General features: G+C 67.4%; 25 protein-coding genes. 10 read left to right on the top strand and 15 right to left on the bottom strand.

What is annotated here, in order from left to right; genetic code table 11:
• Positions 1-75: 75 nt before the first annotated feature.
• The 5 genes from HV766_RS08705 to HV766_RS08685 form a co-directional block, all read right to left on the bottom strand.
• Complete coding sequence (locus HV766_RS08705) at positions 76-1,071, bottom strand: serine hydrolase (RefSeq protein ID WP_082400980.1); 996 nt, start codon at positions 1,069-1,071, stop codon at positions 76-78.
• 91 nt (positions 1,072-1,162) lie between these two features.
• Positions 1,163-2,035 (bottom strand): HpcH/HpaI aldolase/citrate lyase family protein, encoded by an 873-nt coding sequence (locus tag HV766_RS08700; protein WP_175160505.1) that lies wholly within the window; start codon positions 2,033-2,035, stop codon positions 1,163-1,165.
• Positions 2,036-2,044: 9 nt separating this feature from the next.
• Positions 2,045-2,764, bottom strand: coding sequence for a response regulator transcription factor (locus HV766_RS08695; RefSeq protein ID WP_054454219.1), 720 nt, complete (start codon positions 2,762-2,764; stop codon positions 2,045-2,047).
• Between the two features lie 320 nt (positions 2,765-3,084).
• Positions 3,085-3,555: a hypothetical protein gene (locus HV766_RS08690; protein WP_054454221.1), complete on the bottom strand. Its 471-nt coding sequence runs from the start codon at positions 3,553-3,555 to the stop codon at positions 3,085-3,087.
• A 69-nt stretch (positions 3,556-3,624) separates the two neighbouring features.
• Positions 3,625-4,224 carry a GNAT family N-acetyltransferase gene (locus HV766_RS08685; RefSeq protein ID WP_054454224.1) on the bottom strand — a complete coding sequence of 200 codons (600 nt, stop codon included), beginning with the start codon at positions 4,222-4,224 and terminating at the stop codon, positions 3,625-3,627.
• Positions 4,225-4,332: 108 nt separating this feature from the next.
• Between HV766_RS08685 and HV766_RS08680 the strand changes: the two genes are divergently transcribed.
• Positions 4,333-5,565, top strand: a complete 1,233-nt coding sequence (locus HV766_RS08680; RefSeq protein WP_175180985.1) for an NAD(P)/FAD-dependent oxidoreductase — start codon at positions 4,333-4,335, stop codon at positions 5,563-5,565.
• Between the two features lie 36 nt (positions 5,566-5,601).
• Here HV766_RS08680 and HV766_RS08675 read toward each other — a convergent pair whose 3' ends face one another.
• Positions 5,602-6,735 carry a 3-deoxy-7-phosphoheptulonate synthase gene (locus HV766_RS08675; RefSeq protein ID WP_054454226.1) on the bottom strand — a complete coding sequence of 378 codons (1,134 nt, stop codon included), beginning with the start codon at positions 6,733-6,735 and terminating at the stop codon, positions 5,602-5,604.
• Between the two features lie 241 nt (positions 6,736-6,976).
• Between HV766_RS08675 and HV766_RS08670 the strand changes: the two genes are divergently transcribed.
• Both HV766_RS08670 and HV766_RS08665 read left to right on the top strand, forming a co-directional pair.
• On the top strand, positions 6,977-8,203 hold the full coding sequence (locus HV766_RS08670; protein ID WP_119451551.1) for an EAL domain-containing response regulator: 1,227 nt from the start codon (positions 6,977-6,979) through the stop codon (positions 8,201-8,203).
• 189 nt (positions 8,204-8,392) lie between these two features.
• Complete coding sequence (locus HV766_RS08665) at positions 8,393-9,703, top strand: ferredoxin reductase family protein (RefSeq protein WP_175180984.1); 1,311 nt, start codon at positions 8,393-8,395, stop codon at positions 9,701-9,703.
• 5 nt (positions 9,704-9,708) lie between these two features.
• Here the strand turns inward: HV766_RS08665 and HV766_RS08660 are convergent, their stop codons facing one another.
• Both HV766_RS08660 and HV766_RS08655 read right to left on the bottom strand, forming a co-directional pair.
• Complete coding sequence (locus HV766_RS08660; protein ID WP_254593298.1) at positions 9,709-11,364, bottom strand: mucoidy inhibitor MuiA family protein; 1,656 nt, start codon at positions 11,362-11,364, stop codon at positions 9,709-9,711.
• Positions 11,365-11,509: 145 nt separating this feature from the next.
• Entirely contained in the window at positions 11,510-12,400 is an 891-nt protein-coding gene (locus tag HV766_RS08655) for a LysR family transcriptional regulator (protein WP_175180983.1), read from the bottom strand.
• Between the two features lie 104 nt (positions 12,401-12,504).
• Here HV766_RS08655 and HV766_RS08650 point away from each other — a divergent pair, with 104 nt between their 5' ends.
• The 3 genes from HV766_RS08650 to HV766_RS08640 all read left to right on the top strand — a co-directional run bounded on the left by HV766_RS08650 (position 12,505) and on the right by HV766_RS08640 (position 17,712).
• Positions 12,505-13,812: an MFS transporter gene (locus HV766_RS08650; RefSeq protein ID WP_175180982.1), complete on the top strand. Its 1,308-nt coding sequence runs from the start codon at positions 12,505-12,507 to the stop codon at positions 13,810-13,812.
• An 82-nt stretch (positions 13,813-13,894) separates the two neighbouring features.
• On the top strand, positions 13,895-14,593 hold the full coding sequence (locus HV766_RS08645) for a DUF2325 domain-containing protein (RefSeq protein ID WP_175180981.1): 699 nt from the start codon (positions 13,895-13,897) through the stop codon (positions 14,591-14,593).
• A gap of 110 nt (positions 14,594-14,703) precedes the next feature.
• Positions 14,704-17,712 (top strand): GAF domain-containing protein, encoded by a 3,009-nt coding sequence (locus HV766_RS08640; RefSeq protein WP_175180980.1) that lies wholly within the window; start codon positions 14,704-14,706, stop codon positions 17,710-17,712.
• A 27-nt stretch (positions 17,713-17,739) separates the two neighbouring features.
• Here the strand turns inward: HV766_RS08640 and HV766_RS08635 are convergent, their stop codons facing one another.
• Entirely contained in the window at positions 17,740-19,176 is a 1,437-nt protein-coding gene (locus HV766_RS08635) for an RNA polymerase factor sigma-54 (protein ID WP_054454241.1), read from the bottom strand.
• Positions 19,177-19,363: 187 nt separating this feature from the next.
• Positions 19,364-20,287, bottom strand: coding sequence for a sigma-54 interaction domain-containing protein (locus HV766_RS08630; protein ID WP_054454242.1), 924 nt, complete (start codon positions 20,285-20,287; stop codon positions 19,364-19,366).
• A 276-nt stretch (positions 20,288-20,563) separates the two neighbouring features.
• Here HV766_RS08630 and HV766_RS08625 point away from each other — a divergent pair, with 276 nt between their 5' ends.
• Positions 20,564-21,940 carry a sigma-54-dependent transcriptional regulator gene (locus HV766_RS08625; protein WP_054454244.1) on the top strand — a complete coding sequence of 459 codons (1,377 nt, stop codon included), beginning with the start codon at positions 20,564-20,566 and terminating at the stop codon, positions 21,938-21,940.
• 2 nt (positions 21,941-21,942) lie between these two features.
• Here the strand turns inward: HV766_RS08625 and HV766_RS08620 are convergent, their stop codons facing one another.
• The gene (locus HV766_RS08620) at positions 21,943-22,326 is read right to left on the bottom strand and encodes a hypothetical protein (RefSeq protein WP_054454246.1); all 384 of its coding nucleotides are present in this window, start codon (positions 22,324-22,326) and stop codon (positions 21,943-21,945) included.
• A 165-nt stretch (positions 22,327-22,491) separates the two neighbouring features.
• Between HV766_RS08620 and HV766_RS08615 the strand changes: the two genes are divergently transcribed.
• Positions 22,492-22,725, top strand: a complete 234-nt coding sequence (locus HV766_RS08615; RefSeq protein ID WP_054454248.1) for a hypothetical protein — start codon at positions 22,492-22,494, stop codon at positions 22,723-22,725.
• 15 nt (positions 22,726-22,740) lie between these two features.
• On the opposite strand, the gene HV766_RS08610 is transcribed toward HV766_RS08615, so the two are convergent.
• Positions 22,741-22,974 (bottom strand): DUF378 domain-containing protein, encoded by a 234-nt coding sequence (locus tag HV766_RS08610; RefSeq protein WP_225588734.1) that lies wholly within the window; start codon positions 22,972-22,974, stop codon positions 22,741-22,743.
• Positions 22,975-23,224: 250 nt separating this feature from the next.
• On the opposite strand from HV766_RS08610, the gene HV766_RS08605 reads away from it, so the two are divergent.
• Together HV766_RS08605 and HV766_RS08600 are read left to right on the top strand one after the other, a co-directional pair.
• Positions 23,225-23,815, top strand: coding sequence for a hypothetical protein (locus HV766_RS08605; protein ID WP_125472095.1), 591 nt, complete (start codon positions 23,225-23,227; stop codon positions 23,813-23,815).
• A gap of 18 nt (positions 23,816-23,833) precedes the next feature.
• Positions 23,834-24,454, top strand: a complete 621-nt coding sequence (locus HV766_RS08600; RefSeq protein ID WP_119449614.1) for a DUF4142 domain-containing protein — start codon at positions 23,834-23,836, stop codon at positions 24,452-24,454.
• Between the two features lie 15 nt (positions 24,455-24,469).
• Here the strand turns inward: HV766_RS08600 and HV766_RS08595 are convergent, their stop codons facing one another.
• From HV766_RS08595 to HV766_RS08585, 3 genes are all read right to left on the bottom strand, one after another.
• A complete protein-coding gene (locus HV766_RS08595; RefSeq protein WP_054454255.1) occupies positions 24,470-25,357 on the bottom strand; it encodes an SDR family oxidoreductase in 888 nt (295 codons plus the stop codon).
• Positions 25,358-25,441: 84 nt separating this feature from the next.
• A complete protein-coding gene (locus HV766_RS08590; RefSeq protein ID WP_054454257.1) occupies positions 25,442-25,783 on the bottom strand; it encodes an ElaB/YgaM/YqjD family protein in 342 nt (113 codons plus the stop codon).
• A 77-nt stretch (positions 25,784-25,860) separates the two neighbouring features.
• On the bottom strand, positions 25,861-26,190 hold the full coding sequence (locus HV766_RS08585; RefSeq protein ID WP_125472091.1) for a four-helix bundle copper-binding protein: 330 nt from the start codon (positions 26,188-26,190) through the stop codon (positions 25,861-25,863).
• Positions 26,191-26,301: the final 111 nt, after the last annotated feature.

Below are 26,301 nucleotides of genomic sequence, written 5' to 3'. Positions count from 1 at the left end.
GCGGGCGGACGGAACGGGCGTTCGTTCCGCGTCAAAGGCCGGTATTGTACCGGGCTTGGCGCGCGATGCCGTCAATCAGCGTGAGGCGTACCGGCTGTCGAGCACCCGGCGCAGGCGAACCGCGTCGCCGAAGCGCGAGCCGTTAATGCCCTGCGCGTTGAGCAGCACCATGGCCAGGTTGCGCTTGCCGACCTTGACCGCCATCACCAGGCAATCGCCGGCTTCGCGGGTGGTGCCGGTCTTGGACACGAGGATGTCCCATTGCGGGCGGCCCACCAGGATGTTGGTGTTGCGGAAGGTCTGGCCGGCGGCCTGGTAGCTGGTCTCGCCGGTGTATTGCCGCAAGAGCGGCTGCGCGGAAATCGCCTGCAGCAACTTGACCAGATCCTTGGCCGAAGACTGGTTTTCGTTGGACAGGCCGCTGGGTTCGGCGAAGCTGGAGTCGGTCATGCCCAGCGCGCGGGCTTCGGCGTTCATTGCCGCGACGAAGGCGGCGGTGCCGCCGGTATAGGTGCGGCCCAGGGCCTGCGCGGCGCTGTTCTCGGACGGGACCAGCGCCAGGCGCAGCAGATCGGCGCGGCTCAGCTTGGTGCCGGCGGTCAGGCGCGAAGGCAGCTCGCTGGTGGAGCGGGTGTCGCTGGCGTCGATGGTGATGAGTTCGTCCATGGGCAGGCCGGCCTTGACCAGCGTCAGCGCCGCCATGAGCTTGGTGATGGAGGCGATGGGCCGCACGGCGTCCTCGTTACGCGCGAACAGGACTTCGGAGGTGTCCATGTCCTGCACCAGGATCGTGCTGGATTTGAGCTTGCCGATTTCCTTGGCCGGGTCGCGCGTGACCAGCGAGGCGTTGACGGCCGCGTCCGGGTCCAGCGGGTCGGGCTGCGCGCCCCAGCGCTGCACTGCGATGCGCTTGCCATAGCCATGCAGGCACATCGGCAGGGAAGGCTGGGAATTGCAGGGATGGAAATTGGCGGCCTGGGCCCGCGCCGGCGCCGGCAAGCCCGCCGCCGTGGCGGCCCACAACGCCGCCACGCAGAATGAGATCGACATTTGCCGCAAGATCAACGTCACGACCGCTCCCCGATACGCCGATCACGCGCCTGGCCCGGCGTTACCGACAATATGCATTTGAAAGCCGATATTACTGCTGTCGCCGCTGTTGTCACCAGGCTTGTGCGATGGCCTCGGCCAGCGCCAGCACGCGTTCCGCTTCGCGCGCATGCAGGTTTTCCACCAGCGCGCCGTCGACCACGGCCACGCCCAGGCCGGCGGCCTGCGCGGCGCGCCAGGCGTCCAGGCGCTTGCGCGCGGCGGCAAGTTCTTCCGCCGAGGGCGCGAAGGCGGCGTTGGCTGCCGCTATCTGCCTGGGATGGATGAGCGTCTTGCCATCGAAGCCCTGGTCGCGTCCCTGTTTGCAGGCGGCCTCCAGGCCCGTGTCGTCGTGCAGGTCCAGGTGCACGCCGTCCAGCGCCGCCAGGCCGTGGGCCCGCGCCGCCATCACCGCCATCGAGCGCGCCAGCAAGGTTTCTTCGCGTGACGGCGTGTGGCGCGCATGCAGATCCTTTACCAGGTCCGAGGTGCCCACGACGATGGCCGCCAGCCGCGCGTGGCCGGAAGCGATGGCGTCCAGACGCAGAAATCCCAAAGGCGTTTCGGCCATGGCCCACAAGGGCAGGCTGGCTGGCGCGCCCGCCGCGTCCAGCGCCCGCGCGAGCGCGTCGAGCTCGGCGGCGGACTGCACCTTGGGCAGCAGCACGGCGTCCGCGCCCGCCTGGGCGATGGCCCTGACGTCGTCCAGGCCCCAGGCCGTGTCCAGCGCATTGATGCGTACCACGCATTCGCGGCGCCCATAGCCGCCGGCGCGCAAGGCCGCGGCGACTTGCTCGCGGGCTTGTGCCTTGGCGTCCGGCGCGACGGCATCCTCCAGGTCGAGGATCAGGACGTCGGCGTCCAGGCTGCGCGCCTTGTCCAGTGCGCGCGGGTTGGCGCCAGGCATATAGAGTACGGAACGGCGAGGGCGGATAGGTAGCGTCATGAGGCGGTTTCAGTTCTTGGTATTGCCGACGATCTGCACAGGCGTGGTGCACACATAGCCCACGCCGTACACCGTGCGTATGCCCATGTCGCCGCCGGCCTGCGCGCGCAGCTTGCGGCGCAGGCGGTGCATGTGGGCGTCCAGCCTGTGCGTGTCGTAGGCCTCCACGCTGGCGCCCAGCGCCTCGATCAGGCGTGCGCGCGACAGGGGTAGCGGCGCGGCCTGGATCAGCGCGCCGATCAGCCGGCTTTCGGTATCGGTGATGTCCACGCAGACCTGCTTGGGCGATACCAGCATGCGCCGCGACGGATCGAAACGCCAGGCATCCGATTCCGCGGCGTCGGCTTCGCCCGCCGGCACCACCCGCAGTCGGCGCGACAGCGACACCAGCGTGGCGCCAAGCTCGGCCAGATTGACGGGCTTGGTCAGGTAGTGGTCCGCGCCCAGGCTCAGGCCCGAGACCTTGTCTTCGCTCAAGAGGCGGCCGGTGAGCATGATGATGCCCATCGACGGGAAGGAGGTCCGCAGGTGCGAGACGCGGGTCAGCGCATCGCCGTCGGGCAGCATGGCGTCCAGCACCAGGATGCCGGGCGTCACGGTGAGCAGCAGTTGGTCCAGCTCCGCGAGGGAACCGGCGGTGAGGATGCTGCGGCCCAGGCCCAGATCCTCGATGTATTCAGCGATGGTGTCGCGCCAGTCTCCGTGGTCGTCGACGATGATGATGGTCACGGCGAATCCGGCGTCAGCGGTTGCGCGCAGGGACCTTCGAATGCAAACACGCTATCCGCTCCTTGTATGTGGGTCTTCTTGTATAGGGGGAGTCCGCGAGCGCGATATTTTTCGTATCGCGCGCTTGCGGAGAATATCATCATCGCCCCTGCGGCGCCGCGTCAAGAATCAAGGATGGCAGCCGCGCGCCGCCCATTCTTTTAGTGGTCAAAAAATGAGCAGCCCGTTGCGCATCGGTCGAACGGCCATCAGCCGTGGGTTCGAGGCTTTTTTATCCACAGAAATTGTGGATAAGGCCGGCCCTGTGGATACTGTGCTTTTTATGTAGGCAGGTGTTCGACGGCAACGCCCGGCGGTACCTTGCGCATGCGGTCGCGCTCGATGCGGGGCGGGGCGAAGCGGGTCTTGCGGGCAGCGGCGTTCTGCAGCAGCACGGACAGCACCGCGCCCTTGTCCTGTATCCACTGGTTTTTGCCACGCAGCAATTTCATCGCGTTCTCGGCCGTGCCGAGGCGATAGGTCATCGAGTTGATCTGGACCGAGGTCTTGCCATTGAAAAGGGACGCGTCCTGTTCGGTGATTGCCGCGGCGTCCAGATTGCTGCTGTCGTGATCGATGCGATAGACGAACTTCAGGCTGCTGTGCGGATCCTGCACCACCACGAGTTTGTCGGACCCCGATATGTCGGAGAGCATGCCGAGCACCAGCGACTCGACCAGCTGGTTGCCGCGCTGTTCCTCGGTGTAGATGTATATCGTGTGGCGCGCGGGCGCGGCGTAGGTCTGTTGCATAACTGGCTTCAATAGTGCGGGGCAGGCCTCGCGGCCCGGACAAGCTGCGAAATGAGCGGGAGGCGCGCGCTAACCGGCGCGGCGCATGCGCATCAGCAAGCGCGCTTTGACGGCCGGCCAGTCCTCGTCGAGGATCGCGAAGTAGACCATGTCGCGCGCGCGCCCCGATTGCGCGATCAGGTGCTTGCGGAACACGCCTTCCTCCACGCCGCCGATCCGCAGGATGGCCTGGCGCGATTGCATATTGCTCAGTTCAGTCTTGAATACAACACGCATGATACCAATTGTTTCAAAAGCGTGCTGCAACAACAAGAACTTGGCCTCGGTATTGGCGCCGGAACGCTGGCTTGCTGGCGTGAGCCATGTGCCGCCGATCTCCAGGCGTTTGTGCGCCAGCGCGATGTCCATGTAGCGGGTCGCGCCGATGATCTGATCGTTGTCCTGCCGCACGATGACGAATGGCAGGCAGTTGCCGTCGCGTTGGCCAGCCAGCGCACGGTCGACATAGCGCTGCATATCGTCCAGCGTCTGCACGGGCTCGGGTTGCAGACGCCACAGTTCGGGGTGCAGGCCCACCTGCGCAAGCGGCGCGGCATGGCTGGCGGTCAGCGGTTCCAGGCGTACGACCTCGCCGGCGAGCGTGACGGGTTGCAGGCGGGGGCTGGTCATGACGTATTCCTCGATTGGAGCGTGGGCGCGGAGGGCAGGGCGTGCAGCCGGGGATTCTACGCGCGCGCGCCCTTGCCGAACACCGCACGCAAGCGCAGAATGCGCCGCATGAAAACAGACGCCTTGGTCCTGGGTGCGGGCATCGTCGGGGTGAGCACCGCCCTGCATCTGGCGGCGCGCGGCCGTTCAGTGGTGCTGCTGGACCGGCGCGGCCCTGGCGAGGAAACCAGCTATGGCAACGCGGGCCTGATCGAACGGGCCAGCGTGATTCCCTATGCCTTCCCGCGCGACTGGCGCAGCCTGTGGCGCTATGCCAGGAACAACACGCCTGACGTGAGCTATCACCCGCGCTTTTTGCCGCGCATCGCGCCATGGCTGCTGCGTTACTGGTGGCATTCGGCGCCGTCGCGGCTGGCGCGCGCGGCCGAGGCCATGCTGCCGTTGATCGAGCGCTGCGTCGCCGAACATGACGCGCTCAAGGACGAGGCCTGCATCTCCCACCTGTTCCGGCGCAGCGGCTGGATCGATGGCATGCGCAGCGAGGCCGGCCTGGCCCGGGCCGTGGCCGAGGCCCAAGCGCTCGCGCCTTACGGGCTGAACCACCGCGTGCTGGACCGCAAGGCGCTGGCGGCGCTGGAACCTTCGCTGTCGCGCATGGCGGGCGCGGTGCACTGGCTGGATCCGGTCAATGTGTCGGACCCGGGCGCGGTGACGCGCGGCTACGCGGCCTTGTTCGAGCGGCGCGGCGGCGTGCTGGCGCGCGGCGACGCGCGCAGCCTCAAGCCGTCAGGCAAGGGTTGGCAGGTGCAGGGAGAACAAGGGCCGATCGAGGCCCGCGACGTGGTGGTGGCGCTGGGCCCGTGGTCGCCGGACGTCCTGCGCCCGCTGGGCTATCGCATCCCCATGGCGGTCAAGCGCGGCTATCACCAGCATTACGCGTTGGAAGAGGGGGCGACCTTGTCGCACCCGGTGGCGGATATCGAAAGCGGTTTCGTCGTGACGCCCATGACCCTGGGCGTGCGCCTGACCACGGGCGCGGAATTCGCGGCGCGCGATGCGCCGCCTTCACCGATCCAGATCGAGCGCACGCGGACGCTGGCGCGGCAACTGCTGCCGCTGGGCGAGGCCGTGGAGCGCGAACCGTGGATGGGTTGCCGGCCTTGCATGCCGGACATGCGGCCGGTCATCGGACCGGCGCCGCGCCATCCCGGCTTGTGGCTGGCGTTCGGCCATGCGCATCATGGCTTCACGCTGGGTCCGGTGACGGGCAAGCTGCTGGCAAGCATGATCACCGGCCAGGCGCCGGACATGGATCCGGCGCCTTACCGCGTCGGCCGCTGAGGCCGTACGCGGCAAGAGACCCGAGAGCCGCGGTTCTCAGGCCGGTTTTGCGGCCTTTTCGCGGCGCTGGCGCACGGCCAGGGCCAGCGTTTCCAGCACCGGCGCGGTCTGCGACCAGCCCAGGCAGGCGTCCGTGATGGACACGCCGCGGCGCAGCGGCAGGCCGGGTTTCAGGTCCTGGCGGCCTTCTTCGAGATGGCTTTCGATCATCACGCCGGTGATGCGGCCGTCGCCCTGGGCGATCTGGGCGGCGATATCGTTGGCCACGTCGACCTGGCGCAGATGCGACTTGTTGGAGTTGGCGTGCGAGCAGTCGATCATGACCTGTTCGCGCTGGCCGGCGGCGCGCAGGGCGGCGCAGCAGGCGTCGACGCTGGCCGCGTCGTAGTTCGGGCCTTGCTTGCCGCCGCGCAGGATGACGTGGGTGTCCTGGTTGCCGCGGGTCTCGAAGATGGCGGCCATGCCCATCTTGGTCATGCCCATGAAAGCGTGCTTGGCGCTGGCCGCGACCATGGCGTCGGCGGCGATCTGCACGCCGCCGTCGGTGCCGTTCTTGAAGCCCAGCGGACAGCTCAGGCCGGAACTCAGCTGTCGGTGGCTGGGGCTTTCGGTGGTGCGCGCGCCAATGGCGCCCCAGGCGATCAGGTCGGCAATGTATTGCGGGCTGAGCAGGTCCAGGAATTCGGTGGCGATCGGCAGGCCCAGGCCGCTGATGTCCAGCAGCAGTTCGCGCGCGCGGCGCAGGCCTTCATTGATGCGGAAGCTGCCGTCCAGGCGCGGGTCGTTGATATAGCCCTTCCAGCCCACGGTGGTGCGCGGCTTCTCGAAGTACACGCGCATGACGATGAGCAAGTCTTTCTGGTGCTGTTCGGCGGCGGTGCGCAGCAGGCGCGCGTATTCCATGGCCTGGCCATGGTCGTGGATGGAACAGGGGCCCACCACCAGCACCAGGCGGTCGTCGCGGCCGTGCAGCACGTCGGCGATCTGGACGCGGCTTTGCTCGACCAGCGTCTGGATCTCGGCCGACACCGGCAGTTCATCCTGCAGCAGGGCGGGCGAGATCAAGGGGCGCACCGCGCTGATGCGGGTGTCGTCGGTGCGCGTGTTGTCCTGGGTGGAGTCGGCCGCGCCGACCTCGCGGTCGTGCAGGGGGTCGTCAATGCGGGTCAAGGGTAGCTCCGTGCCGTAGATGCGGAAAGAAAGACATCTATTATGGCACCGGCCGCGCCGTGGGGCGACGGAAGGCTGCCTCCGTCTGGCTGATGCCGCGAATACTACGACTATCGGCGATGGGGCTGCATTAACCCGTTAGCGATAACGACAGGGCGCGCGCAGATGCCTTAGCATGGTGTACACAGTTTTCCAGCGGCCGCCTGCGGGGGCCCGCCCTATATGAGTAGGACGGTAGACCATGCCTAAAACGGAACCCGGCGGGACCCGACGGATACTTCTCGTCGAAGACCATCCGGTTGAACGCGCCTATCTGCAGAACGTATTGCTGGCGCTGGGTTTCCGCCGGGTCGCCGGCCTGGGCAGCAGCATAGAAGCGGTCAGCGCGCTGGCGCGCCAGTTCTACGACGTGGTCATCAGCGATATCGTCACGGGCGAGGGCGACGGCACGCGGCTGCCGAACGAACTGCGGCGCCTGGTGGACGCCGGGCGGCTCAAGAGCATGCCGCCCATCATCTGGATCAGCAGCCTCAGCGATGAACTGTTGCAGTCGCATGTGCGGCTGGCCTTGCAGGCCGGCTGTCCGTCCGCGCAGGCGCTGTCCAAGCCGGTGTCCCGCACGGCCATGCAGCAGGCCATCAAGACGGCGCTGCGCAGCATCGATGAGGACGATGCCGCCTCGCCCCGGCCGCGCTCGCTTCGGCGCGACGTCATCGAGGCGGCGCTGGGCCATGCGCTGATCACGGGGCAGGGCATGAGCGTGGTGCTGCAGCCGCAGATGAGCTTGTCGACAGGGCGCGTGCTGGCCGCCGAGGCGCTGTCGCGCTGGGACCACCCCGAACTGGGCGCGATTCCGGCGGCGGACTTCGTGCCTGCGGCGCATCGGCTGGGACTGGACCGGACCTTGTTCTGCCGGGTGACCGACACGGTGCTGGAGCTGCAGCAGCGCATGCATGCCGAGGACATCGCCGTGCCCATCGCGATCAACGCCTCGGCCTCCACATTGTGTTCGCGCGACCTGCCGGGCCTGCTGGAGCAGCGCGTGGCGCAGGCCGGCCTGCCGGCCCGGCTGATCAAGGTCGAGCTGACCGAGGACGAGCCGGTGACCGATTGGCTGGCCTTGTCTTCGGCGCTGAACCTGCTGCGCGTGCGCGGCTTTGAATTGGCGATGGATGACTTCGGCGCGGGCATCGCGTCCATGCGCCTGTTCTCGGCCATGCCCTTCACCGAACTGAAGATAGACCGCGACTTCATCGTCCATATGCATCGCGAGCCCGCGTCGCGCGCGGTGGTCGCCGCCGCCATCGAGATGGGCCGCGTGCTGGGCCGGCGCGTGATCGCCGAAGGGGTGGAGCACGAGCGCGACGTGGAGCTGCTGCGCGAACTGGGCTGCGACGTGGCGCAAGGCTACGGCATTTCCGTGCCGCTGGAACCCGACGCCTTCTTCGAATTCTGCCGCAGCCATTGAGTCATCCGCGCGGCGCAATGGGGTATCCTGGCGCAGGCCGGGCTCCTGCGGGCCCTCCCGATTGTCGGCGGACTTGACCCCGATCAAGACTGCGCCCGCGCATGGAAAATTGCCCCCACGGGCGGATTTACCATGGCTTCATGCGGGCTGCGCACGGTGGCGCGGTCCCCAAGATGGAGCGATGAACCGATGCGACGCATACTGGCCGCTGTTCTGCTGATTTCCCTGCTGGCCTGGGCCGGCGCCTATTGGGCGCAACCGCCGGCCGAACTCAACGTCTGGACCGCGCGCGATCAGCTCATCCTGCTGACGGGCCTGGGCGCCTACGCGGTCATGGCCCTGATCATGCTGCTGGCGGTGCGCCCCATGTGGCTGGAAACGCGGATGGGCGGGCTGGACAAGATGTACCGGCTGCACAAATGGAGCGGCATCATGGCTGCCGCGCTGGCGGCGGCGCATTACCTGATCAAGCTGGGCAAGCCGCTGCTGCTGGCGTTGTTCGACCCCGTGCCCAAGACGCCGCGCGCGGCCGCTTTGCTGGACGTGTTCCGCGGATCCGCCAAGGACATCGGCGAATGGGCCGTGTGGATCCTGGCCGCGATGGTGTTGCTCACCTTGTGGCGGCGCTTTCCGTATCACATCTGGCGCCAGGTCCACCGCATCGCCGCGGTGATCTTCCTGGTGGTCGCCTTCCATGGCGTGGTCCTGACGCCGGCCGCCTGGTGGTGGCAGCCCGCCGGCTGGCTGGTGGCGCTGTGCACGGCGGTGGGGACGGTTTGCGCCGTCATGGCGCTGACCGGCAATATCGGACGCGGGCGCCGCTACAGGGGGCAGGTGCTGGCCATCGACCATCTTTCGGACGACATCCTGGCGCTGACCTGTAGGGTGGAGGGCAACTGGCACCATCGCGCCGGGCAGTTCGCTTTCCTGACCGCGGACCGGCGCGAGGGCGCGCATCCCTTTACGGTGTCCGGCGCGGACGACGGCACCGGCCGGGTGCAGTTCTCGATCAAGGCGCTGGGCGATTACACGCGGCGTCTGCAGCGCAGCCTGCAAGTGGGGCAGGACGTCATCATCGAAGGCCCTTACGGCTGCTTCGACTTCCAGCGCGACGATGGGCGGCCGCAGATCTGGGTGGCCGCGGGCATCGGCGTCACGCCGTTCATTTCATGGATGGAATCCTTGCAGACGGACCCGGATACCGCACCGGTCGCGACCCTGTACTACTGCGCCCGCAACGCCGACGACGCGCCGTTCGCGGATCACCTGAAAGCGCTATGCGCGCGCGTGCCGAACGTGACCCTGCATGTGCGCTACAGCGATACCCAGCGGCCGCTGACGGCCGCCGAGCTGGCCGCGGACCACAAGCCGGGCGCGGCATGGCCCAGCGTGTGGTTCTGCGGCCCGGCGGGATTCGCCGATGCCTTGAAGGACGGGCTGCACCGGCGCGGCATGCCGGTGAGCGAGCTGTTTCACCAAGAGGCGTTCCAGATGCGCTGAGCGCGTCAGATGCCGGACACCTCGATGTCGCCCGGATAGTCGACCGAGAACTTCAGCACCGTCTCGCGCGACTTGCCGGGCTCCATTTCCCAGTCCCATACCAGCTTGCCGTCTTCCTCGCGCTTGATCTCGCGGTCTGCCGGCGACAACAGCTTGACCACGATCTTCTCGTTGCGCGAGATGGGCAGGCGGTCCTTGAACGACACTTGCTCCTTGGTGGCCTTGTTGTTCTTGACCGTGATCTTGTACTCGTAGGTCACGCGCTTGCCGCTGCCCGAAAAGCCGGTGCTTTCGGTATAGCGGTTGACCAGCTGGCGCTTGATCGAGATGCCTTCGTCGGCGCCCAGCGCCAATTCGAGCTTCTCGCCGGGCATCACCGCCTTCATGGAGCTGGCCGCGACGAAGGCGTCGTCCAGGAAGGTGTTCAGCGAACCGGCCAGGAAGGGGAATTCCGTGTTGTTGCTGGCGTGCGCGGTCAGGAACATGGCTTCGCGCAGCGCCGGCGTGGACTGGTATTGCAGCGTGGCGGGCAGCTTGGCCGTGGCGATGGCCACGCGCTGCGAGGAATTGTCGGACGGCAGGGTGGCCGGACTCTTGATCTGGAACGATGCGCTGGTCGCTTCGGCCTGCACCTGGGCGGTCGCCTGCTCCAGCGGCTCGGGAATCATCTCGGCGACCGGCGCGCCGGCGTCCTCGAAGGACTGGACGCGCTGGCGCGACATCTTGGCTTCGGCCTCTTGCCTGGCTGCCGCGACCGGCGCGGGGCTGGGGCGCGGGCGGGGCGGAGGCGGCGGGGCGGCCACGTCGACGATCCACGGCTGCAGCGCGGGCGCGCCGCCGCCCAGCGAGGGCCTTGCGGTGGACAGCGTGAGCTTGACGTTATTCCAGTCTTCACCGGTGTCCTGGCGGATGACGCCGAAATAGCCCAGGTCCACGCTGCGATCGGCCGGGCGCAGGCGCGCATCGTATGCGGGCGTCCAGCGGGCCCCGGCCACGGCGTAGGAAACGTTCAGGTCCAGCTTGCCCGCGCGGGCCAGGTTGACGCGCAGGGTGACGGTCTTGGTGCGGCGGTTGAGCGAGCTTTGCAGCTGATCCAGCTGGTTCTGCAAGGCGGTCAGCTCGCGCTCCAGCACCTCTTTCTGTTCGGCCACCCGGCGCAGTCCGGCCAGCGACTTGGCCAGGGAGTCCGCGCTCAGCGATTGGATCGCCTTCAGTTCGTCCAGCGTCAGGCGCGCGCCGTCCTTCGACGGTTCGGTGGCGCCCCGCTGCATCATCAGCACCAGCTCGCGCTGGTTGTCCAGCACCGCGGCCTCGTCGTCCAGCAGCGCCTGCTGGCCTTGCAGCTTGCGTACCTGTTCCTCCAGCAGCTTGACGCGCTCGTTGGCGGTGTCTGCCTGATAGGCGTCGCGCACCTTCACGTCCAGCAATGTCGCCTGGCCGGTGCTCTTGGCCGAGACTTGCAGCGAATTTTCCTGCAGGCTGGCCGGCAGCTTCTCCAGCACCAGCTCGTGTTCGCCGGCGGCCAGCTCGCTGCTGGCGGCGCGCGTCACGACGGCGCGGTCCTGGTAGACGGTCACGGAACCGATGGAGGAAGGCAGTCCGGCGGCTGCGGCCAGGCCGGGGATCGTCGCGATGGCCAAGGCCAGAAGGGTACGTCGCACTATTTCACCTTTGTACAGGTTGGAATCGCGCGACGCCGTGTCCTTGGACAGGGACGGACCGCCGCGCGCGCCAAATTTACATTGCGGCCCGGACGCTGATCTTACAGAAAATGACAAACGCGACAGGGCGATACCGTAGCGCGGCCTAGGGGTGGGCCAGCGCGCGCAGCATGTCCACGGCGTTGCCCGCCGCGGTCGAGCGGTCGTGGCGGCGGTAGGCCATGTCCAGCAGGGCGTGCGGCGCGTCGCCCTTGATGGGCCGGTACTCGATGCCTTGCGCGCCCATGTGCCGCATCGCCGCAGGCACGACCGAAATGCCCACGCCGGCAGCCACCAGACTCACGATGGAGGCCATCTGCGGCGCTTCCTGGATGACCCGCGGCACGAAGCCGGCGCGCTGGCACGCCGACATGATGGCGTCGTACAGGCCCGCGCCGATGGGGCGCGGATACAGCACGAAATCCTCGTCCGCCAACGCGGCGATGGGCACGCTGCGCTTGCGGCTCAGCGCATGGTCTGGCGGCAGGGCCACCAGCATGGGTTCGTCCAGCACGCGCTCGGACTCGAACTCCGGGTCCAGCACATAGGGAGGCCGCACGAAGGCCACGTCGACGTCGCCCGCGCGCAGGCCGCGCAGCAGCGTGACCGTATTGCTCTCGGTGAGCGTGACGCGCACGTCGGGATAACGGTCCCGGTACGCCCGGATGGCGCGGGGCAGGTAGGGGTGGAACACCGCGGACGCCGTGAATCCCACGGTGATTGCTCCGCGTTCCCCGCGGCCCAGCCGGCGGGCCGTGTCGACGGCGCGGTCGGCGCTGGCGAGGATGGCGCGGGCGTCTTCCAGGAACTGGGAGCCGGCCTCGGTCAGCGCGATGCCTCGCGGCAGGCGCAGGAACAGCGGGGTGCCGATCTCGCGTTCCAGCTGCTGGATCTGCTGGCTCAACGGCGGTTGGCCTATGCCCAGCCTGGCGGCGGCGCGCGTGAAGTGCAGCTCTTCGGCGACGGCGGTGAAATACCGCAGGTGGCGCAATTCCATCGTTATTAAATATGGTCGGGATGACTTTCATATATTGGACATATGCAGGGGAAAAGTCTACCTTGGTGGCGTGGGCTGCATGCCCGCTGTTCTCGAGAATCCCGATGTCTGCCCCATTAGCCAGTCCCTCATCCCCAACCGCCGCGTCCGCGCCGGCGGAGCCTGTCTCTGCTTCCACCGATCATCTCGCCCGCGGCACGCCCGGTTTGCGGCGCGCCCAGTGGGCCTTGTTCGCGGCCGGTTTCTCCACTTTTTCCCTGCTGTATTGCGTGCAGCCGCTGATGCCGCTGTTCACCCATGCGTTCGGCGTATCGCCCGCGCAGAGCAGCCTGGTGCTGTCCCTGTGCACCGCTTTCCTGGCCGTCGCCATCTTCTTCGTGGGCTTGTTTTCACAAGCCGTGCCGCGCAAACGCGCCATGGCGCTGTCGCTGTTCGTGTCCGCCGTGCTCGGCACCATCGCCGCCGCCGCGCCCGACTGGCACAGCCTGCTGGCGCTGCGCGCGCTGCAAGGGCTGGCCATGGGCGGCGTGCCGGCGCTGGCCATGGCCTACCTGGCCGAAGAGGTCGAGCCAGGAACGCTGGGTTTCGCCATGGGCCTGTACATCGGCGGCAGCGCGTTCGGCGGCTTGTCCGGCCGCGTCATCACCGGCCTGGTGTCGGATCATTTCGGCTGGCGCGCCGCGCTGGGCACGCTGGGCCTCCTGGGTATCGTGGCGGCGGTGCTGTTCGTCTGGCTGCTGCCTGCGTCGCGCAGGTTCGCGCCCCAGCGGGGCCGGGGCTGGGCTGGCGTGTGGGGCGATGTGCGCGCAGGCGCCGCCTCGCACCTGAAAAATGGCCCCCTGTGCGGGCTGTTCGCGCTGGGCGGCCTGCTGATGGGCGCGTTCGTCACGGTCTACAACTACGTGGGTTTTCGCCTGCTGCTGCCGCCGTTTTCGCTGAGCCAGACCTTCATTGGCTTCATCTTCGTGGTCTATCTGGTCGGCATCTTCGCCTCGACCTGGTTCGGCCGCCTGGCCGACCGCCATGGACGCGGCGCGATGCTGTCGGCCGCCACCGGCTTGGCGCTGGCGGGGTTGCTGCTGACGCTGTCCAACTGGCTGCCTCTGCTGATCGCCGGGATCGTGGTGTTCACCTTCGGCTTTTTCGCGGCCCACGCCGTCGCCAGCGGCTGGGTCGGACAGATGGCGCGCGGCTACAAGGCGCTGGCGGCGTCGCTCTATCTGCTGGTGTACTACGTGGGATCGAGCGTGCTCGGATCGCTGGGCGGACACTTCTGGACCACGGGCCAGTGGCCCGGCGTGGCCGCGATGGCCGGCGGGCTGCTCGCGTTGGCGCTGGCGATCAGCGCCGGCCTGTACAAGCGCACGGGCCGCGTGCCGGCATCCGCCGCGGTGGGGCGGGGCATATCCTAGGATGGTCTAAAAGCTAGTAATTCTCATTTATAATTTGCGGCACGCTCGGTGAGCGCCATCCCATCCAGTTCCGAGGGCCGCGATGAATCCTACCTCTCCCGACAGCCAGAACCTGCAACGCGAACATGCCGCGCTGCTCGCCGCCTACGGGCAGGCGCAAGCGCATTGCAGCCGGCTCCTGGCAGCCCAGGCCGCGCGCATCCTGTATCTGGAGAGCGAGGCCATGCGCCTGCGCGCAGCCGTCATCGTGCGCGACACGGCGCTGGCTTGGGCGCGTGAAGACCGCAAGACGCTGGAGACTTCCATTCCAGGCCTGCCCAAGCGCGTGGCGCTGGCGCGCAGCGTCGCCCAGCTGATGGAGCGCGTGCAGACGCTCATGCGTGAACGCCTGGCCTGGCAAGGGCGGACCGGCGCTGCCACACGTGAACTCGAAACGCTCGCGGAACCGCCCGCCTGGCGTCCCGCGCCGTCAGCGGTGGTGCTGCGCGAGAAGGCGGTGCTGTGCGTGGGCGAGGACGCGGTGGCCCTGGCGCTGACGCGCAAGGTGGTCGAACTGGCCGGCGGGCGCTATCTCGGCCATGATGGCGGCGCGGATGCCGATGGCGACACGCTGGAAGCCAGCCTGGTGGCCGCGGACCTGGTGATCTGCCAGACCGGTTGCGTCAGCCACGGCGCCTACTGGCGCGTGAAGGACCATTGCACCCGCACCGGTAAACAATGCGTGCTGGTCGACAAGCCCGAAGCCTTGCAGGGGCGCTGCGGCTGGAGCGTGCACCGCTGAAGACGGACGCTTGATTCGTCCGTCTCCCGCGCTAACCGTAGCGTCGCGTTACCTAGCGTTTCGGCTGCGCGGCCATTGCCGCAATACAGTCTAGGGGCAAGGGGGCCGACATGCTGACCAAGCGGGACCGAGTGGCGCTACCCTGGACGGACACGCTTGCCCGCCTGGAAGACGAGCGCATCATGTTGCAGCGCATAGCCGCCGGCATGCCGCTGGCCGAGGTGCTGGAGCACGTGCTGCATGCCATCGAGGCGCAGTCCAGCGTGGAACTGCGCACTTCCATCGCGCTGGTGGATGAAAGCGGCGGCTTTCTGGTGCATGGCGCCGCGCCCAGCCTGCCGGCCGCCTACAACAGCGCGGTGCACAAGGCCGTTATCGGCCCGGACAGCGCGTCCTGGGGCGAGGCCGCATACACCGGCAGCCCGGTCTACGTCGAAGATATCGCCTTGAACCCCGGTTGGGCGCGCTGGCGCGACCTGGCCTTGTCCCACGGCCTGCGGGCCTGCTGGTCCACCCCGATCAAGGCGCCCGACGGCCGTCTGCTGGGCGTCTTCTCCAATTACTACGGCGTGGTGCGTTCGCCCTCCGCCCACGATATCGACGCGATCGCGCTGGTCACGCGTAGCGCCGCCCTGGCAATAGAACGCCATCTGACGGAGTTGGCGCTGCGCCAGAGCGGCGAACGCTGGCGCGCCATGTTTGCCGGCATGCAGGAAGCGTTTTTTCTCAGTGAGGCATTGCGCGACGACGCCGGCCGCATCGTCGATTTCCGCTTCCTGGAGGTGAACCCCGCCTTCGAGCGCCAGACAGGCATGAAGGAAGGCGATACCCTGGGCCATACACTGCGCGAGATGATTCCCGGCGTGCCCGGCCAGATCATGGATACGTTCGCCCAGGTCATCGAGACCGGCGAGCCGGCCCAGTTCGAGTTCATGGTGCCCGCGCCCACGGAGGCCTGGTACGAGGCCCGCGCGCGCAAGGACGGAACCGACAGGATGATGGCGTTGTTCCTGGACGTGACGGCGCGCAAGAGGGCCGAGGCCGAGCTGTGGGAAGGGCAGCACCGCAAGAATTACCTCGGCGCGCTGGGCGACCGCATGCGCGAGCTGCATCGCCAGGAGGACATAGAGCAGGCCGCATGCGAAGGGCTGTGCCTGCATCTGGCGCTTGGCCAGATGGCGGTGCTGGATACGCAGGGCGAAGACCAGGCTCCCGCCATATCTTCGGTCTGGCCCCCGGGGTCCACGCTGCTTGGCCAGCCGCCGCACACGCTCGATGCCTTGGGCGACGACTATCACGCGGCCTTGCGGCTGGGGCGCACCACATACCTGGCGCCGCTGCTGGGAGAAGCCGGCGGCGAGATCCGACCGTGGGCCATCGTCGTGCCGCTGCGGCGCTGGGGCCGGCATACCGGCGCGATGTTGGCGTGTCCCGCATCGGGCAGCAGGCTCAAGAACAGCGATATCGCCTTCCTCGAGGAAGTGGCCGAGCGCATGTGCGGCGCGGTCGAGCGTTCGCAGTATTCGCGCATGCTGGAACAGCGCGTGGAAGACGCGATCGCGGAGCGCGACCGGATCTGGCGCCTTTCGCCGGAACTGCTTGCGGTGGTCGACCGCCAAGGGCGCTTCGTCAGCGTCAACCCTGCGGTGCGGCCCATTCTAGGCTGGACCCCTGAGCAGTTCATGTCGTTGGCGCTGGCCGACCTGATCCATCCGGACGATCTGGCGGCGACGCTGGCGGCCTGGGGCTGGTCTTCGGGCGACGCGGGTCCGCGTCCCGGCGCAAGGCATCTGGAAAACCGCCTGCTCAAGCGCGAGGGCGGCTATTGCTGGATTACATGGAGCATGTCCTGGACCCAGGACAGCCTGTACATGACGGGGCGGGACGACACCGACCTGAAGCTGCAGGCCGAGGCCTTGCGCGACACCGAGAACGCGCTGCGGCAGTCGCAGAAGATGGAAGCGGTGGGACGCCTGACCGGCGGCATCGCCCACGATTTCAACAATATGCTGCAGGGGATCTCGGGCGCGCTCTACCTGGTGCAACGCAAGATCACGGCCGGCGCGCCGGAACAGGCGCTGCGTTTCGTGGACGTCGCCATGGATTCGGCGAACCGGGCGGCGCACCTGACCCAGCGGCTACTGACTTTTTCGCGCCGCCAGCCCATTGACCCCAAACCGTTCTGCGTGGCCTCCGCGCTGCAGTCCATGGTGGCGCTGTTCCACCGCTACACCGGCGAACGCGTGGCCCTGCGGCTGGATCTGCCGCAGGAATTGTGGGCGGTCTGCTGCGACAAGAACCAGTTCGAGAATGCCATGCTGAACCTGGTGATCAACGCCTGCGACGCCATGCCGAACGGCGGCGCGCTGACGGTTGCCGCGCGCAATGTGGAGCCGCACGATCCGCTCCTGTCGCTCTGCGCCGGAGAGCACGCGGGACGCTACGTGGAAGTATCGGTGACGGACGTGGGTTGCGGCATGCCGCCAGACGTGCTGGCGCACGCCTTCGACCCGTTCTTCACCACCAAGCCCTTGGGCCAGGGCACCGGGCTGGGCTTGTCCATGATTTACGGCTTCGCCAGGCAGGCTGGCGGCGCGGCCAGCCTGGAGAGCACGGTGGACGTGGGCACCACGGTCAGGCTATTCCTGCCGCGCTACGACGGCGCGCCCGAAAGCGTACAGGACGGCGGGCGCCCGGCGGCCGCTACGCCCGGCGCAGCGCGCAAGGAAGTCGTGCTGGTGGTGGAAGACGATGCGAACGTGCGGGAAATGGTTCGCGAATGCCTGGCCGAACTCGGCCTGGAGGTGCTGACGGCGGTGGACGGCGAGGCCGGCCTGGACCTGCTGCAATCCGCGCGCGGCATCGACCTGCTGGTAACCGATGTGGGACTGCCGGGGCTCAATGGCCGGCAACTGGCCGACGCCGCCCGCGTGGCGCGTCCCGGCCTGCGCGTGCTGCTGATGACGGGATACGCCGAAAGCGCGGCGCGCGGCCAGGGCTTTCTTGAACAGGGGCTGGAGCTGATCGTCAAACCCTTCCAGCTGGACAAGCTGACCGAGCGCGTGCTGGGCATGCTGGACAGCGCGCCCGGCAGGCCGGGGCAGGAGTCCCGCCACTAGTCCGCGCAAGCCCTGGCCGGCGCCGGCCTAGTGACGGCGGCGCAGTTCCGCGGGAGGCATGCGCAATTGCCCGCGGTACTTGGATACCGTGCGCCGCGCCAGCAGTATGCCGCTGGCCGCCAGTTGCTGGGTCAAGGCCACGTCCGAGAGCGGCATGGCCGGATCCTCGGCCTCGACCATCTCCTTGATCAGGGCCCGCACCGCCGTGGCGGAGCAGGACCCGCCGGTGTCGGTGGCCAGTTCGCGCGAAAAGAAGTGGCGGAACTCGAACACCCCGCGCGGCGTCACCATGTACTTGCCGACGGTGGCGCGCGACACCGTGGATTCGTGCATGTCCAGGTCATCCGCGACCTCGCGCAGCATCAGCGGCCGCAAGGCCACGTCGCCATATTCGAAGAAGGTCTGCTGGCGCTTGACGATGGCTTCGGCCACGCGCTGGATCGTGATGTAGCGCTGTTCGACGTTGCGCACCAGCCAGCGGGCTTCCTGCAGCTCCTGGGCCATGGGGCTGCGGTCGTCCAGGCGAGCGCGCCGGAACAATTCGGCATAGGTCTGGTGCAGCCGCGCCTGGGGCATGGCGTTGCGGTTGGGCAGCACGCGCCAGCGCGATTGCCATTTGTCGACGAATACGTCGGGCACGACGTAGACAGGCGCTTCGGCGCTATAGCGGCCGCCGGGCTTCGGGTCCAGGCTGCGGATCAGCGCGCAGGCCTCGCGCAAGGCGTCCTCGGAGCAGCCCAGCTGCTGGCGCAAGCCGACGCAGTCGTTGCGGGCCAGCCGCTCGAGTTGCTCGTGCACGATGCGCAGGGCGAGCGTCCGCAACTCGTCGCTGATGCCGGTTGCCGCCGCCAGCTGCAGCGTCAGGCACTCGGCCAAATCGCGCGCGGCCAGGCCCGGAGCATCCAATTGCTGGACCAGGCGCAGCGCAGTCATCCATTCGCATTCATCCGGGACGGGCTCGGCGCCGCGCGGCGCGTCTTCCCACAGATTGGACAGCGGCGTGCGCAGATAGCCGTCGTCATCCAGCGCGTCGATGATGTACTCGGCAAGCAGGCGGTCGCGCGCCTGCAATTGATAGTTGCCCAGTTCCTGGGACAAGCGCTGGCTCATCGATATGGGTGCGCTGACCCACAATCCCTGGTCCCGGTCCGGGCCGTCGCCCTGCGCGCGCGTGGGGTAGTCGCCGGAATAGGCGGGAGCATCAGGCGGGGGCAGATCATCCTGGGGCGCAGGCTCCAGCGGCGCGGGCTGGGGCGGGTCAGCAGGAGGAAAGCCCTCCGCGGCGGCCGGCAGGTCGTCCTCCAGCTCGTCGGGATCCTCCAGGAATGGATTGCTGGCCAAGGCCTGTTCCACTGCCGTGGTGAATTCCAGCGCGGTCATCTGCAGCAGCTTGACGGATTGCTGCAGGCGAGGCGCCAGCGCCATCTGCTGGCGCAGGCGCAGTTCTTGCGTGGGGTAGACCAATCGAGCCTCCTGGGGACTGGCTGCCGGCGGCAGTCCATCCTTGTACTGAAGCAAAGACCATGCCAGGCGTCTCGGCGGGCGAGGCGGGTTGATTGCGCGCGCGGCGCAGCCCCAGTATTACAAGCCAGTGGTAAGAAATGCCTCTCGCGCCTCTCGCGCGCGGTGGCCGCAAGATCGGCCCTGGCGCTCAAGCCCCGGCGTCGTCCTGCCCGTTCTGGTCGTAGTCTTCGAGGCGGTTGTAGAGCGTCTTCAGGCTCAGGCCCAGCGTCTCCGCGGCGATGCGCTTGTCGCCCGCATGGTGCGCCAGCGTCGCAAGAATGAATGCGCGCTGCGCCTCGCCCAATGACATGCCGATGGGCAGGGTCAGCGCGCCGTTACGCAGCATCGGCCGCTGCGCCTCGCGCGACCGGGGCAATAGCTCGGTTTCGAGTTCACCGTCTGCCAGAATGAACGCCCGCTGCACCGCGTTGCGCAGTTCACGGACATTGCCCGGCCAATCATGCAGGGAGATCGCTTCCAGCATGCGGGGGGAGAACGACTTCCGCGTGCCGTTTGCAGCATTCAAGGTGTCGAGGAACCAGTGCGCCAGCACCAGGGCGTCTTCGCCCCGCTCACGCAGCGGCGGCACGCGTAACGGAATCACCAGGAGCCGGTGCAGGAAGTCCTGGCGCAGGCGGCCTTCAGCGACCGAGGCGAAGGGGTCGCGGTTGCTGGCGCAGATGATGCGGACATTGGCGCGCAACAAGTCCGAGCCGCCTACGCGCTGATACGTGCCGGCCTCGAGCACGCGCAGGAAATTCACCTGAAGGTCGGGCGGCATTTCGGTGACTTCATCCAGGAACAGCGTGCCGCCGCTGGCGTATTCGAAGTAGCCGGCGTTCTGGGCGACCGCGCCGGTAAAGCTGCCTTTTTCATGCCCGAACAATTCGGCATGCGCCAGGCTGCCGCTGATGGCGCCGCAATTGACCGCCACGAAAGGCTGTTCGCGGCGTTCGCTGGCGTCATGGATGGCGCGCGCGACGATTTCCTTGCCGGTCCCGCTTTCTCCCACGATGAAGACGCTGGCATCGGTGGCTGCGGCCAATTGCAGCTGCGCGCCGAGTTTCTGCATCACGGGGGACAGGGCTGATGGGTCCAGCAGCGCGTCGGACTTCGCGGACGCCGCTGCACGCGGGGCAGTAGTAGTGCTGCGATTGGGCATGCTGATTCCTGAGGGCCCGCGCGGGCCGTGAGTCTGTTTCCATGCTAGAGAATCGACGCAGTACGGTATGCGACGATTTGCAAGCATTCGAAAATGTTGATGGAAAGTGTCGAACATTTGCCACCGGGCCGGCGGTTATCGCTATGCTGAATCACTGACCCTCAACATCCGCGACACGGAGCAAGCATGCCTCATCTGTTGATCGTTGATGACGACCCGGCGATACGCGAAACCCTGGCCGAAATCGGGCGCGAAAGCGGCTTTTCAGTAGCCCTGGCCGCCAGCGTCAAGGATGCGCTGATCCAGCTGGAGCGGCACGCGCCCGATCTGGTGCTGACCGACATCCGCTTGCCTGAAGGCAGCGGGATGGAAATTTTCAAGAGCGACGCCGCCGCCAGCGCAGAGGTGGTGGTGATGACCGGCCACGGCACCGTCGACAACGCCGTGCAGGCCCTGCGCCTCGGGGCCACCGATTACCTGGTCAAGCCGATCTGCATGGAACGCCTGAACGGAATCTTCGCGCGCGTGAATGCGAATTCGAGCGGCGATCTGCGGGGGGCTCCGTTCGAAGAACCGGGGCGCTACGGAAAGATGTACGGCGCGTCGGCCTGCATGCAGGAACTCTACCGTCAGATCGGCCGCGTGGCCACCACCAATGTGACGACCTTGCTGATCGGCGAAAGCGGCACCGGCAAGGAACTGGCCGCGCATGCCATCCATGAACTCAGCGCGCGCCGCCAGCGTCCCCTGATCGCGGTGAATTGCGGCGCGATCTCGCCCAACCTGATCGAAAGCGAAATGTTCGGGCACGAGCGCGGCAGCTTCACCGGCGCGGACCGCCAGCACAAGGGCTATTTCGAGCGCGCTGACGGCGGAACCCTGTTCCTGGACGAAGTCACCGAAATGCCGCTGGACCTGCAAGTCAAGCTCTTGCGGGTCCTGGAGACCGGGCAGTTCATGCGCGTGGGCACCAATCGGGAGATCGCCTGCGATATCCGGATCGTCGCCGCGACCAACCGCGATCCCGAGCAGGCGGTGAAGGATGGCAAGCTGCGCGAGGACCTCTATTACCGGTTGAGCGTCTTCCCCATCAAGCTGCCGGCGCTGCGTGAACGCGGCGACGACATCCTGTTCCTTGCGAATCGCTTCCTGCAAGGCTTGAACCAGGAATCCGGCAAGAACAAGGAATTCTCGCCGCGCGCGCTGGCCGCGCTGCAGCAATACGCATGGCCGGGCAATGTGCGGGAGCTCAAGAACTACGTGCGCCGCGCCTTCATCATGGCGGATGGCGATACGCTGGAAGTGGATATGCTGACGCCCCGGGTGTCGCCGGCGGGCGAGGGCGCGGGCGGCCAGGTCAGCGTACCCGTGGGAGAAACCTTGGCGGAAGCGGACCGGCGCCTGATCCTGGCGACGCTGGAGCGTTGCAACGGCGTGAAAAAGCAGGCCGCGGCAGTGCTCGGCATCAGCCCCAAGACGTTGTACAACCGGCTTGAGGAATACGCCGCTGCGGACGCGGAAGGCGCCGCAGCGGCGCCTGGCCGGAAACAGGACCGGTCCTGACCTCATTTGCCGTACCGCGTTTTCAGGTCCGCCATGCAGGCGTCCTTGGCATTGCCGGACATGGCGTCGCATTTTTCCTTGCCGACCTTGTAGTCGGCATCGTTGCGCACCTTGGCCGCGTCATGCGAGGCCTCGGCCTTTTCCTTGCCTGCCTTGGCGTCGGCCCGGGCCTTGTCGCGCGTGGCTTCGGCCTGCTGCTGGCAGACGTCCTTCTGGTTGCCTTTCATGCCGTCGCAACGTTTCTTGTCCAGCTTGTACTGGTCATCGATCTGCGCGTTGCTGCGCACGGCGCCGCCGCTGGTCTGCGCGGTTTGGGCTTGCGCCTGAAAAGCCAGGGCGGAAAGGCTCAGGGCGACGGCGGGGAGAACGACTCGGGACAGATTCATGGCTGACTCCTAGGATGGGGACCCGGCATCGCCCGGGCCTGGCCGCATGTGCAAGCAAGCGGCGTTCCCGGGCCGGCCGGGCACGCCGCTTGCTCCGGCACCTTGCCGCAGGCGGTGCCATGCGCACGCTGCAAGCGTCCATTGAACGAGCCCGGGGATACGAACATGCAAACCAAGCGCGCAGACCATGAAAAGGCGGACACCGAGCAAGGCAAGGCCAATGCGCCGCGCACGCAAACTGAAGCGGCGCATCGCAGCGGCCAGTTTGGAACCGACAAGCCGGGCTTCGGCAAGCCGGCCGCGGCGCCCAAACGCGAGTCGGACAAGAAGCCCAACGACAAGGGCGCGGAGTACGAGGAAGGCGGCCAGTATCCGGGCAAACGGCCCGGCTCAAAATAGCCGCTGGCGGCGGGTTCAATCCGCCGCTTGTTCCGTCTTTTCGGCGGGGATTGCGTCCGCCTCTTGCTCGCCCAGCCGGAACAGCAGCACCACGCTGTATAGCGCGGCCAGTCCGATCAGGCCGTAGACGCTGCGCGTCGCGGCGGCCGACGGCAGCACCTTCGCGAAGACATCCAGGCCTACCGCCGCGATCAGGCCGCAGTTCAGGCCGCCCGCAACCACCGCGATCAAGGCGGACCAGTCAAGCAAGGAAAGGCCGCGGGCCTCGGGAGGGACCGGGGGAGGAGCAGAATCCTCTTCCAATTCTGAAAGATCTTCTTGGTTGCCGGGCATGTCCATGTGGAAGTCCTTTGCGCAGAATGCGGGTAGGCGGGACTGCGGGCGGACTGCCTCTGAACCTGCCGGTTCAGGCCGCTCGCCAGCGCTACAGCAATTCCCATGCCTGGAACGGGCACGGCAGTTGCTGACCACAAGGGAATGATTCCCGATGGAGAGCACAATGTCCCTGATCGTTGCCGCCCGATTCGACACTTTCGACCACGCCGCCGAGGCGGCGCGCAAGCTGTGCGCCGAAGGATTCACCGAAGACGATATCCATACCTTCTACATCAACACGGCGGGCGAACACGCGCGCTTTCCGATAGGCGGCGACCGCGTGGCCGATCCCGATGCCCGGGGCGGCCATTTCGGCGCGGTGGCGGGCGCCTCCGCGCTGGGCCTGGTGTTTGCGCTGCTGGGCGGGCTGATCGCCGCCCGGGTGGGGGCTTCGGTCTTGATCGTCATTGCCGCTGCGGGCGTAGGCGCCTACCTGGGCGCGCTGGCCGGGGCGCTATGGGTGATCGGGCGCGGACGCCGCAGGCATCCGGCGGCCACCGTCGCCCGTGACGCGCATCCTGCCGTACGCCAGGCGGGCGTGATGCTGGCGCTGCACGTGTCGCCGGACCGCGATGCGCTGGCAAGAACCGTGCTGACGCAGGCCGGCGGCACGGACGTCGAGCGCGCGCAAGGCCGCTGGTTGAATGGCAAATGGGAAGACTTCGACCCCTTGACGCCGCCGCGGCATGTGGACGCGTCGACGATGGCGAACTAGGCCGAGGGAGACACGGAGATGAAAAAGACCTTATGGCTCTGCGGTGTCGTCGCGCTATGCCTGCTGGCCGCGCCCGGTGTGCTGGGCGGCGTGCAGGCGCAGGAACTGGCGGAGCCGGAAGCGCGCTTCCTGCAGGCGGCGGCCGGCTCCGGCATGTTCGAGGTAGAGGCGGCGGAGCTGGCGAAGAAGCGAGCAGGGGACCGCGACGTGAAGGCATACGCCGCACGGATGCAGGAGCAGCATGGCGCCATGAACGCCGAATTGAAGACCCTGGCCGGGCGCAAGCAGGTGAAGCTGCCAGCCGAACCATCCGAACCCGACCGGGGCACCCTGCAACAGCTGGGCAACAGGACCGGCCCGGACTTCGACGCGCTCTACATCGAAAAGGCAGCCGTGGACGCGCACGTCACCGCAAACCGCCTGTTCGAGACGGCGGCACGCGAGTCCAAGGATCCGCAGGTGCGCGATTTCGCGGTGCGTGCGCTGCCCATGGTGGCCGAACATCTGGCAATGGGCCGCAAGCTGCAAAGCACGCCGCCCGCCGACCCGGACAAGATCCAGCCGGCGACGAAGGGCGAAGCGCCGGCCGTGTCGCCAGCGTCGCGTGAGGCGCCGGCCTCGATCGCGCCGGCCAAGTAGCGGGACGCGCGGGCCTCAGTCGCCAGCGCTGCCGGTAATGGGCAGCACGATGCCGGTGATGTAGCTGGCGCACACGGGCGAGGCCAGGAAGACGTAGGCCGGAGAGATTTCCTCGGGCTGCGCCGGACGCCCCAAGTCCGTGTGCTTGCCGAATTCCTTGATCTTCTCCGGACTTTGGTCCGCAGGATTCAGCGGCGTCCATACGGGTCCCGGCGCCACTGCGTTCACACGCACGCCCTTGCCCGCGAGATTGGCGGCCAGCGAACGTGTGAAAGCATGGATCGCGCCCTTGGTGGTGGAGTAGTCCAACAGTTTGGCGCTGCCGCGCAGGCCCGTGACCGACCCGGTATTGATAATGGAAGCGCCAGCGTGCAGATGCGGCAGCGCCGCGCGCGCCATCTGGAAATAGGCGGTGATGTTGGTGCGCAGCGTCTTGTCCCATTTCTCGTCGCTGATCTCGGGCAGCGTGTCGGTGTGCTGCTGATAGGCAGCGTTGTTCACCAGCACATCGAGCTTGCCGTATTCCCGGATCGTCTGTTCCACCGCCTGTTCGCAGAACGCGGGTTCCTGTACGTCGCCTGCGATCAGCAGGCAACGGCGGCCTTCGCTTTCCACGGCGCGCCGGGTGTCTTCGGCATCCTCTTGCTCGTTGAGATAGACGACCGCCACGTCGGCGCCTTCGCGCGCATACAGCAGGCAGACCGCGCGGCCTATGCCGGAATCGCCGCCTGTCACCAGCGCAACCATGCCCTCGAGCTTGCCGCTGCCCTTGTACTGGGGCGCCTGGTACTGTGGCTTGAGAACCATGTCGGCTTCCTGCCCCGGCTTTTCCAGGTGCTGGGCCGGCATGGGCGGTGTGGGATGCGGGCGGGCGCCGGTGTCGGCTTGATCGGGCTTGCTCATGAGGGTCTCCTGGTGGGCAGGCGCGACAGGCGCCTCGCCCATTGCCGAGCAAATGCCATGCCCGGCCCGCCGCGCGCGCCGGAGCTACTGCCGTCCCACCACCACGCCGAAAAGGAAAGCCGCGCCAGCCACCAGGCCGATGGCCTGCCATGGCCGGGCGTGGATGTACTCCTCGGTGCAGTCTATGGTCTCCCGCATCAGGTCGCCGGCATGGTCTGAAGCGTCGCGCAGGCTGCGCCGCGTGGCGTGCAGCTGTTCGGACAGGCGCGCCTTGAGCGCCTCCAGATCGGTCGCCGAGGCGTCGCTGAGCGTGGCTTCCAGGTCGTCGATCCAGGCCTCCGGGTGCCGTGCACGCCTGTGCGCGCCGCGGTTGTCCGGGCCGTTTTCCGGAAAGTCGGAGGGCAGGGGGGTGTTGGTAGAGGCCATCGGTAGCTCCTGGCTGTCGGGCGGGAAATACGCCTGCGCGGACCGGCCCGGGCGGCCGCGCTGCGGATCCGAAGGCTTCAGGCCTCCAGCATGTCGCGGCAGGCCAGGGTGCAGCTCAGGCAAGCGCCTGCGCAGACCTGGCAATGCTCTGCCTCGTGCGATGAACATTCGCGCGCGCAGGCATCGCAGATCAGCGCGCACAGCGTGCAAAGCGCATTGGCGAACTCGCCGTCGCGCGCCAGCATGGCCGCGCACAGCCGGCAAACCGCGGCGCAATCGGTGCAGAGTGCAATGCATCGCTGCATGTGGGACGGATTTTCCCGCAGGCACGCGGATGCGCAAATATCGCAGGCGACGGCGCATTCATAGCAGGCTTGCACACATTGCTCGAAATTTTGGTCTCGCATTGCATCTCCTTGTGTGTGCCGGGTACGCGCGGCAACCGGCGTGCCCGGAGACCGGGCCACATCCGCTTGCAATTTGATGCCGCACGGCGATGACCCGGGCGGCCTGGAGCC

The sequence above is a fragment of the Achromobacter aegrifaciens genome (assembly GCF_902859735.1).
Classification (GTDB): domain Bacteria; phylum Pseudomonadota; class Gammaproteobacteria; order Burkholderiales; family Burkholderiaceae_B; genus Achromobacter; species Achromobacter aegrifaciens.
Note: the sequence above shows the minus strand (reverse complement) of the source record. Positions and strands in the feature narration are given on the sequence as shown.

What these genes read in the sequence shown, in the direction of transcription:
- HV766_RS08700 (WP_175160505.1), bottom strand. Translation starts at nt 2,035, where the DNA reads ATGACGCTACCTATCCGCCCTCGCCGTTCCGTACTCTATATGCCTGGC.
- HV766_RS08690 (WP_054454221.1), bottom strand. Translation starts at nt 3,555, where the DNA reads ATGCAACAGACCTACGCCGCGCCCGCGCGCCACACGATATACATCTAC.
- HV766_RS08685 (WP_054454224.1), bottom strand. Translation starts at nt 4,224, where the DNA reads ATGACCAGCCCCCGCCTGCAACCCGTCACGCTCGCCGGCGAGGTCGTA.
- HV766_RS08680 (WP_175180985.1), top strand. Translation starts at nt 4,333, where the DNA reads ATGAAAACAGACGCCTTGGTCCTGGGTGCGGGCATCGTCGGGGTGAGC.
- HV766_RS08670 (WP_119451551.1), top strand. Translation starts at nt 6,977, where the DNA reads ATGCCTAAAACGGAACCCGGCGGGACCCGACGGATACTTCTCGTCGAA.
- HV766_RS08665 (WP_175180984.1), top strand. Translation starts at nt 8,393, where the DNA reads ATGCGACGCATACTGGCCGCTGTTCTGCTGATTTCCCTGCTGGCCTGG.
- HV766_RS08655 (WP_175180983.1), bottom strand. Translation starts at nt 12,400, where the DNA reads ATGGAATTGCGCCACCTGCGGTATTTCACCGCCGTCGCCGAAGAGCTG.
- HV766_RS08650 (WP_175180982.1), top strand. Translation starts at nt 12,505, where the DNA reads ATGTCTGCCCCATTAGCCAGTCCCTCATCCCCAACCGCCGCGTCCGCG.
- HV766_RS08645 (WP_175180981.1), top strand. Translation starts at nt 13,895, where the DNA reads ATGAATCCTACCTCTCCCGACAGCCAGAACCTGCAACGCGAACATGCC.
- HV766_RS08640 (WP_175180980.1), top strand. Translation starts at nt 14,704, where the DNA reads ATGCTGACCAAGCGGGACCGAGTGGCGCTACCCTGGACGGACACGCTT.
- HV766_RS08630 (WP_054454242.1), bottom strand. Translation starts at nt 20,287, where the DNA reads ATGCAGAAACTCGGCGCGCAGCTGCAATTGGCCGCAGCCACCGATGCC.
- HV766_RS08625 (WP_054454244.1), top strand. Translation starts at nt 20,564, where the DNA reads ATGCCTCATCTGTTGATCGTTGATGACGACCCGGCGATACGCGAAACC.
- HV766_RS08620 (WP_054454246.1), bottom strand. Translation starts at nt 22,326, where the DNA reads ATGAATCTGTCCCGAGTCGTTCTCCCCGCCGTCGCCCTGAGCCTTTCC.
- HV766_RS08615 (WP_054454248.1), top strand. Translation starts at nt 22,492, where the DNA reads ATGCAAACCAAGCGCGCAGACCATGAAAAGGCGGACACCGAGCAAGGC.
- HV766_RS08605 (WP_125472095.1), top strand. Translation starts at nt 23,225, where the DNA reads ATGTCCCTGATCGTTGCCGCCCGATTCGACACTTTCGACCACGCCGCC.
- HV766_RS08600 (WP_119449614.1), top strand. Translation starts at nt 23,834, where the DNA reads ATGAAAAAGACCTTATGGCTCTGCGGTGTCGTCGCGCTATGCCTGCTG.
- HV766_RS08595 (WP_054454255.1), bottom strand. Translation starts at nt 25,357, where the DNA reads ATGAGCAAGCCCGATCAAGCCGACACCGGCGCCCGCCCGCATCCCACA.
- HV766_RS08590 (WP_054454257.1), bottom strand. Translation starts at nt 25,783, where the DNA reads ATGGCCTCTACCAACACCCCCCTGCCCTCCGACTTTCCGGAAAACGGC.
- HV766_RS08585 (WP_125472091.1), bottom strand. Translation starts at nt 26,190, where the DNA reads ATGCGAGACCAAAATTTCGAGCAATGTGTGCAAGCCTGCTATGAATGC.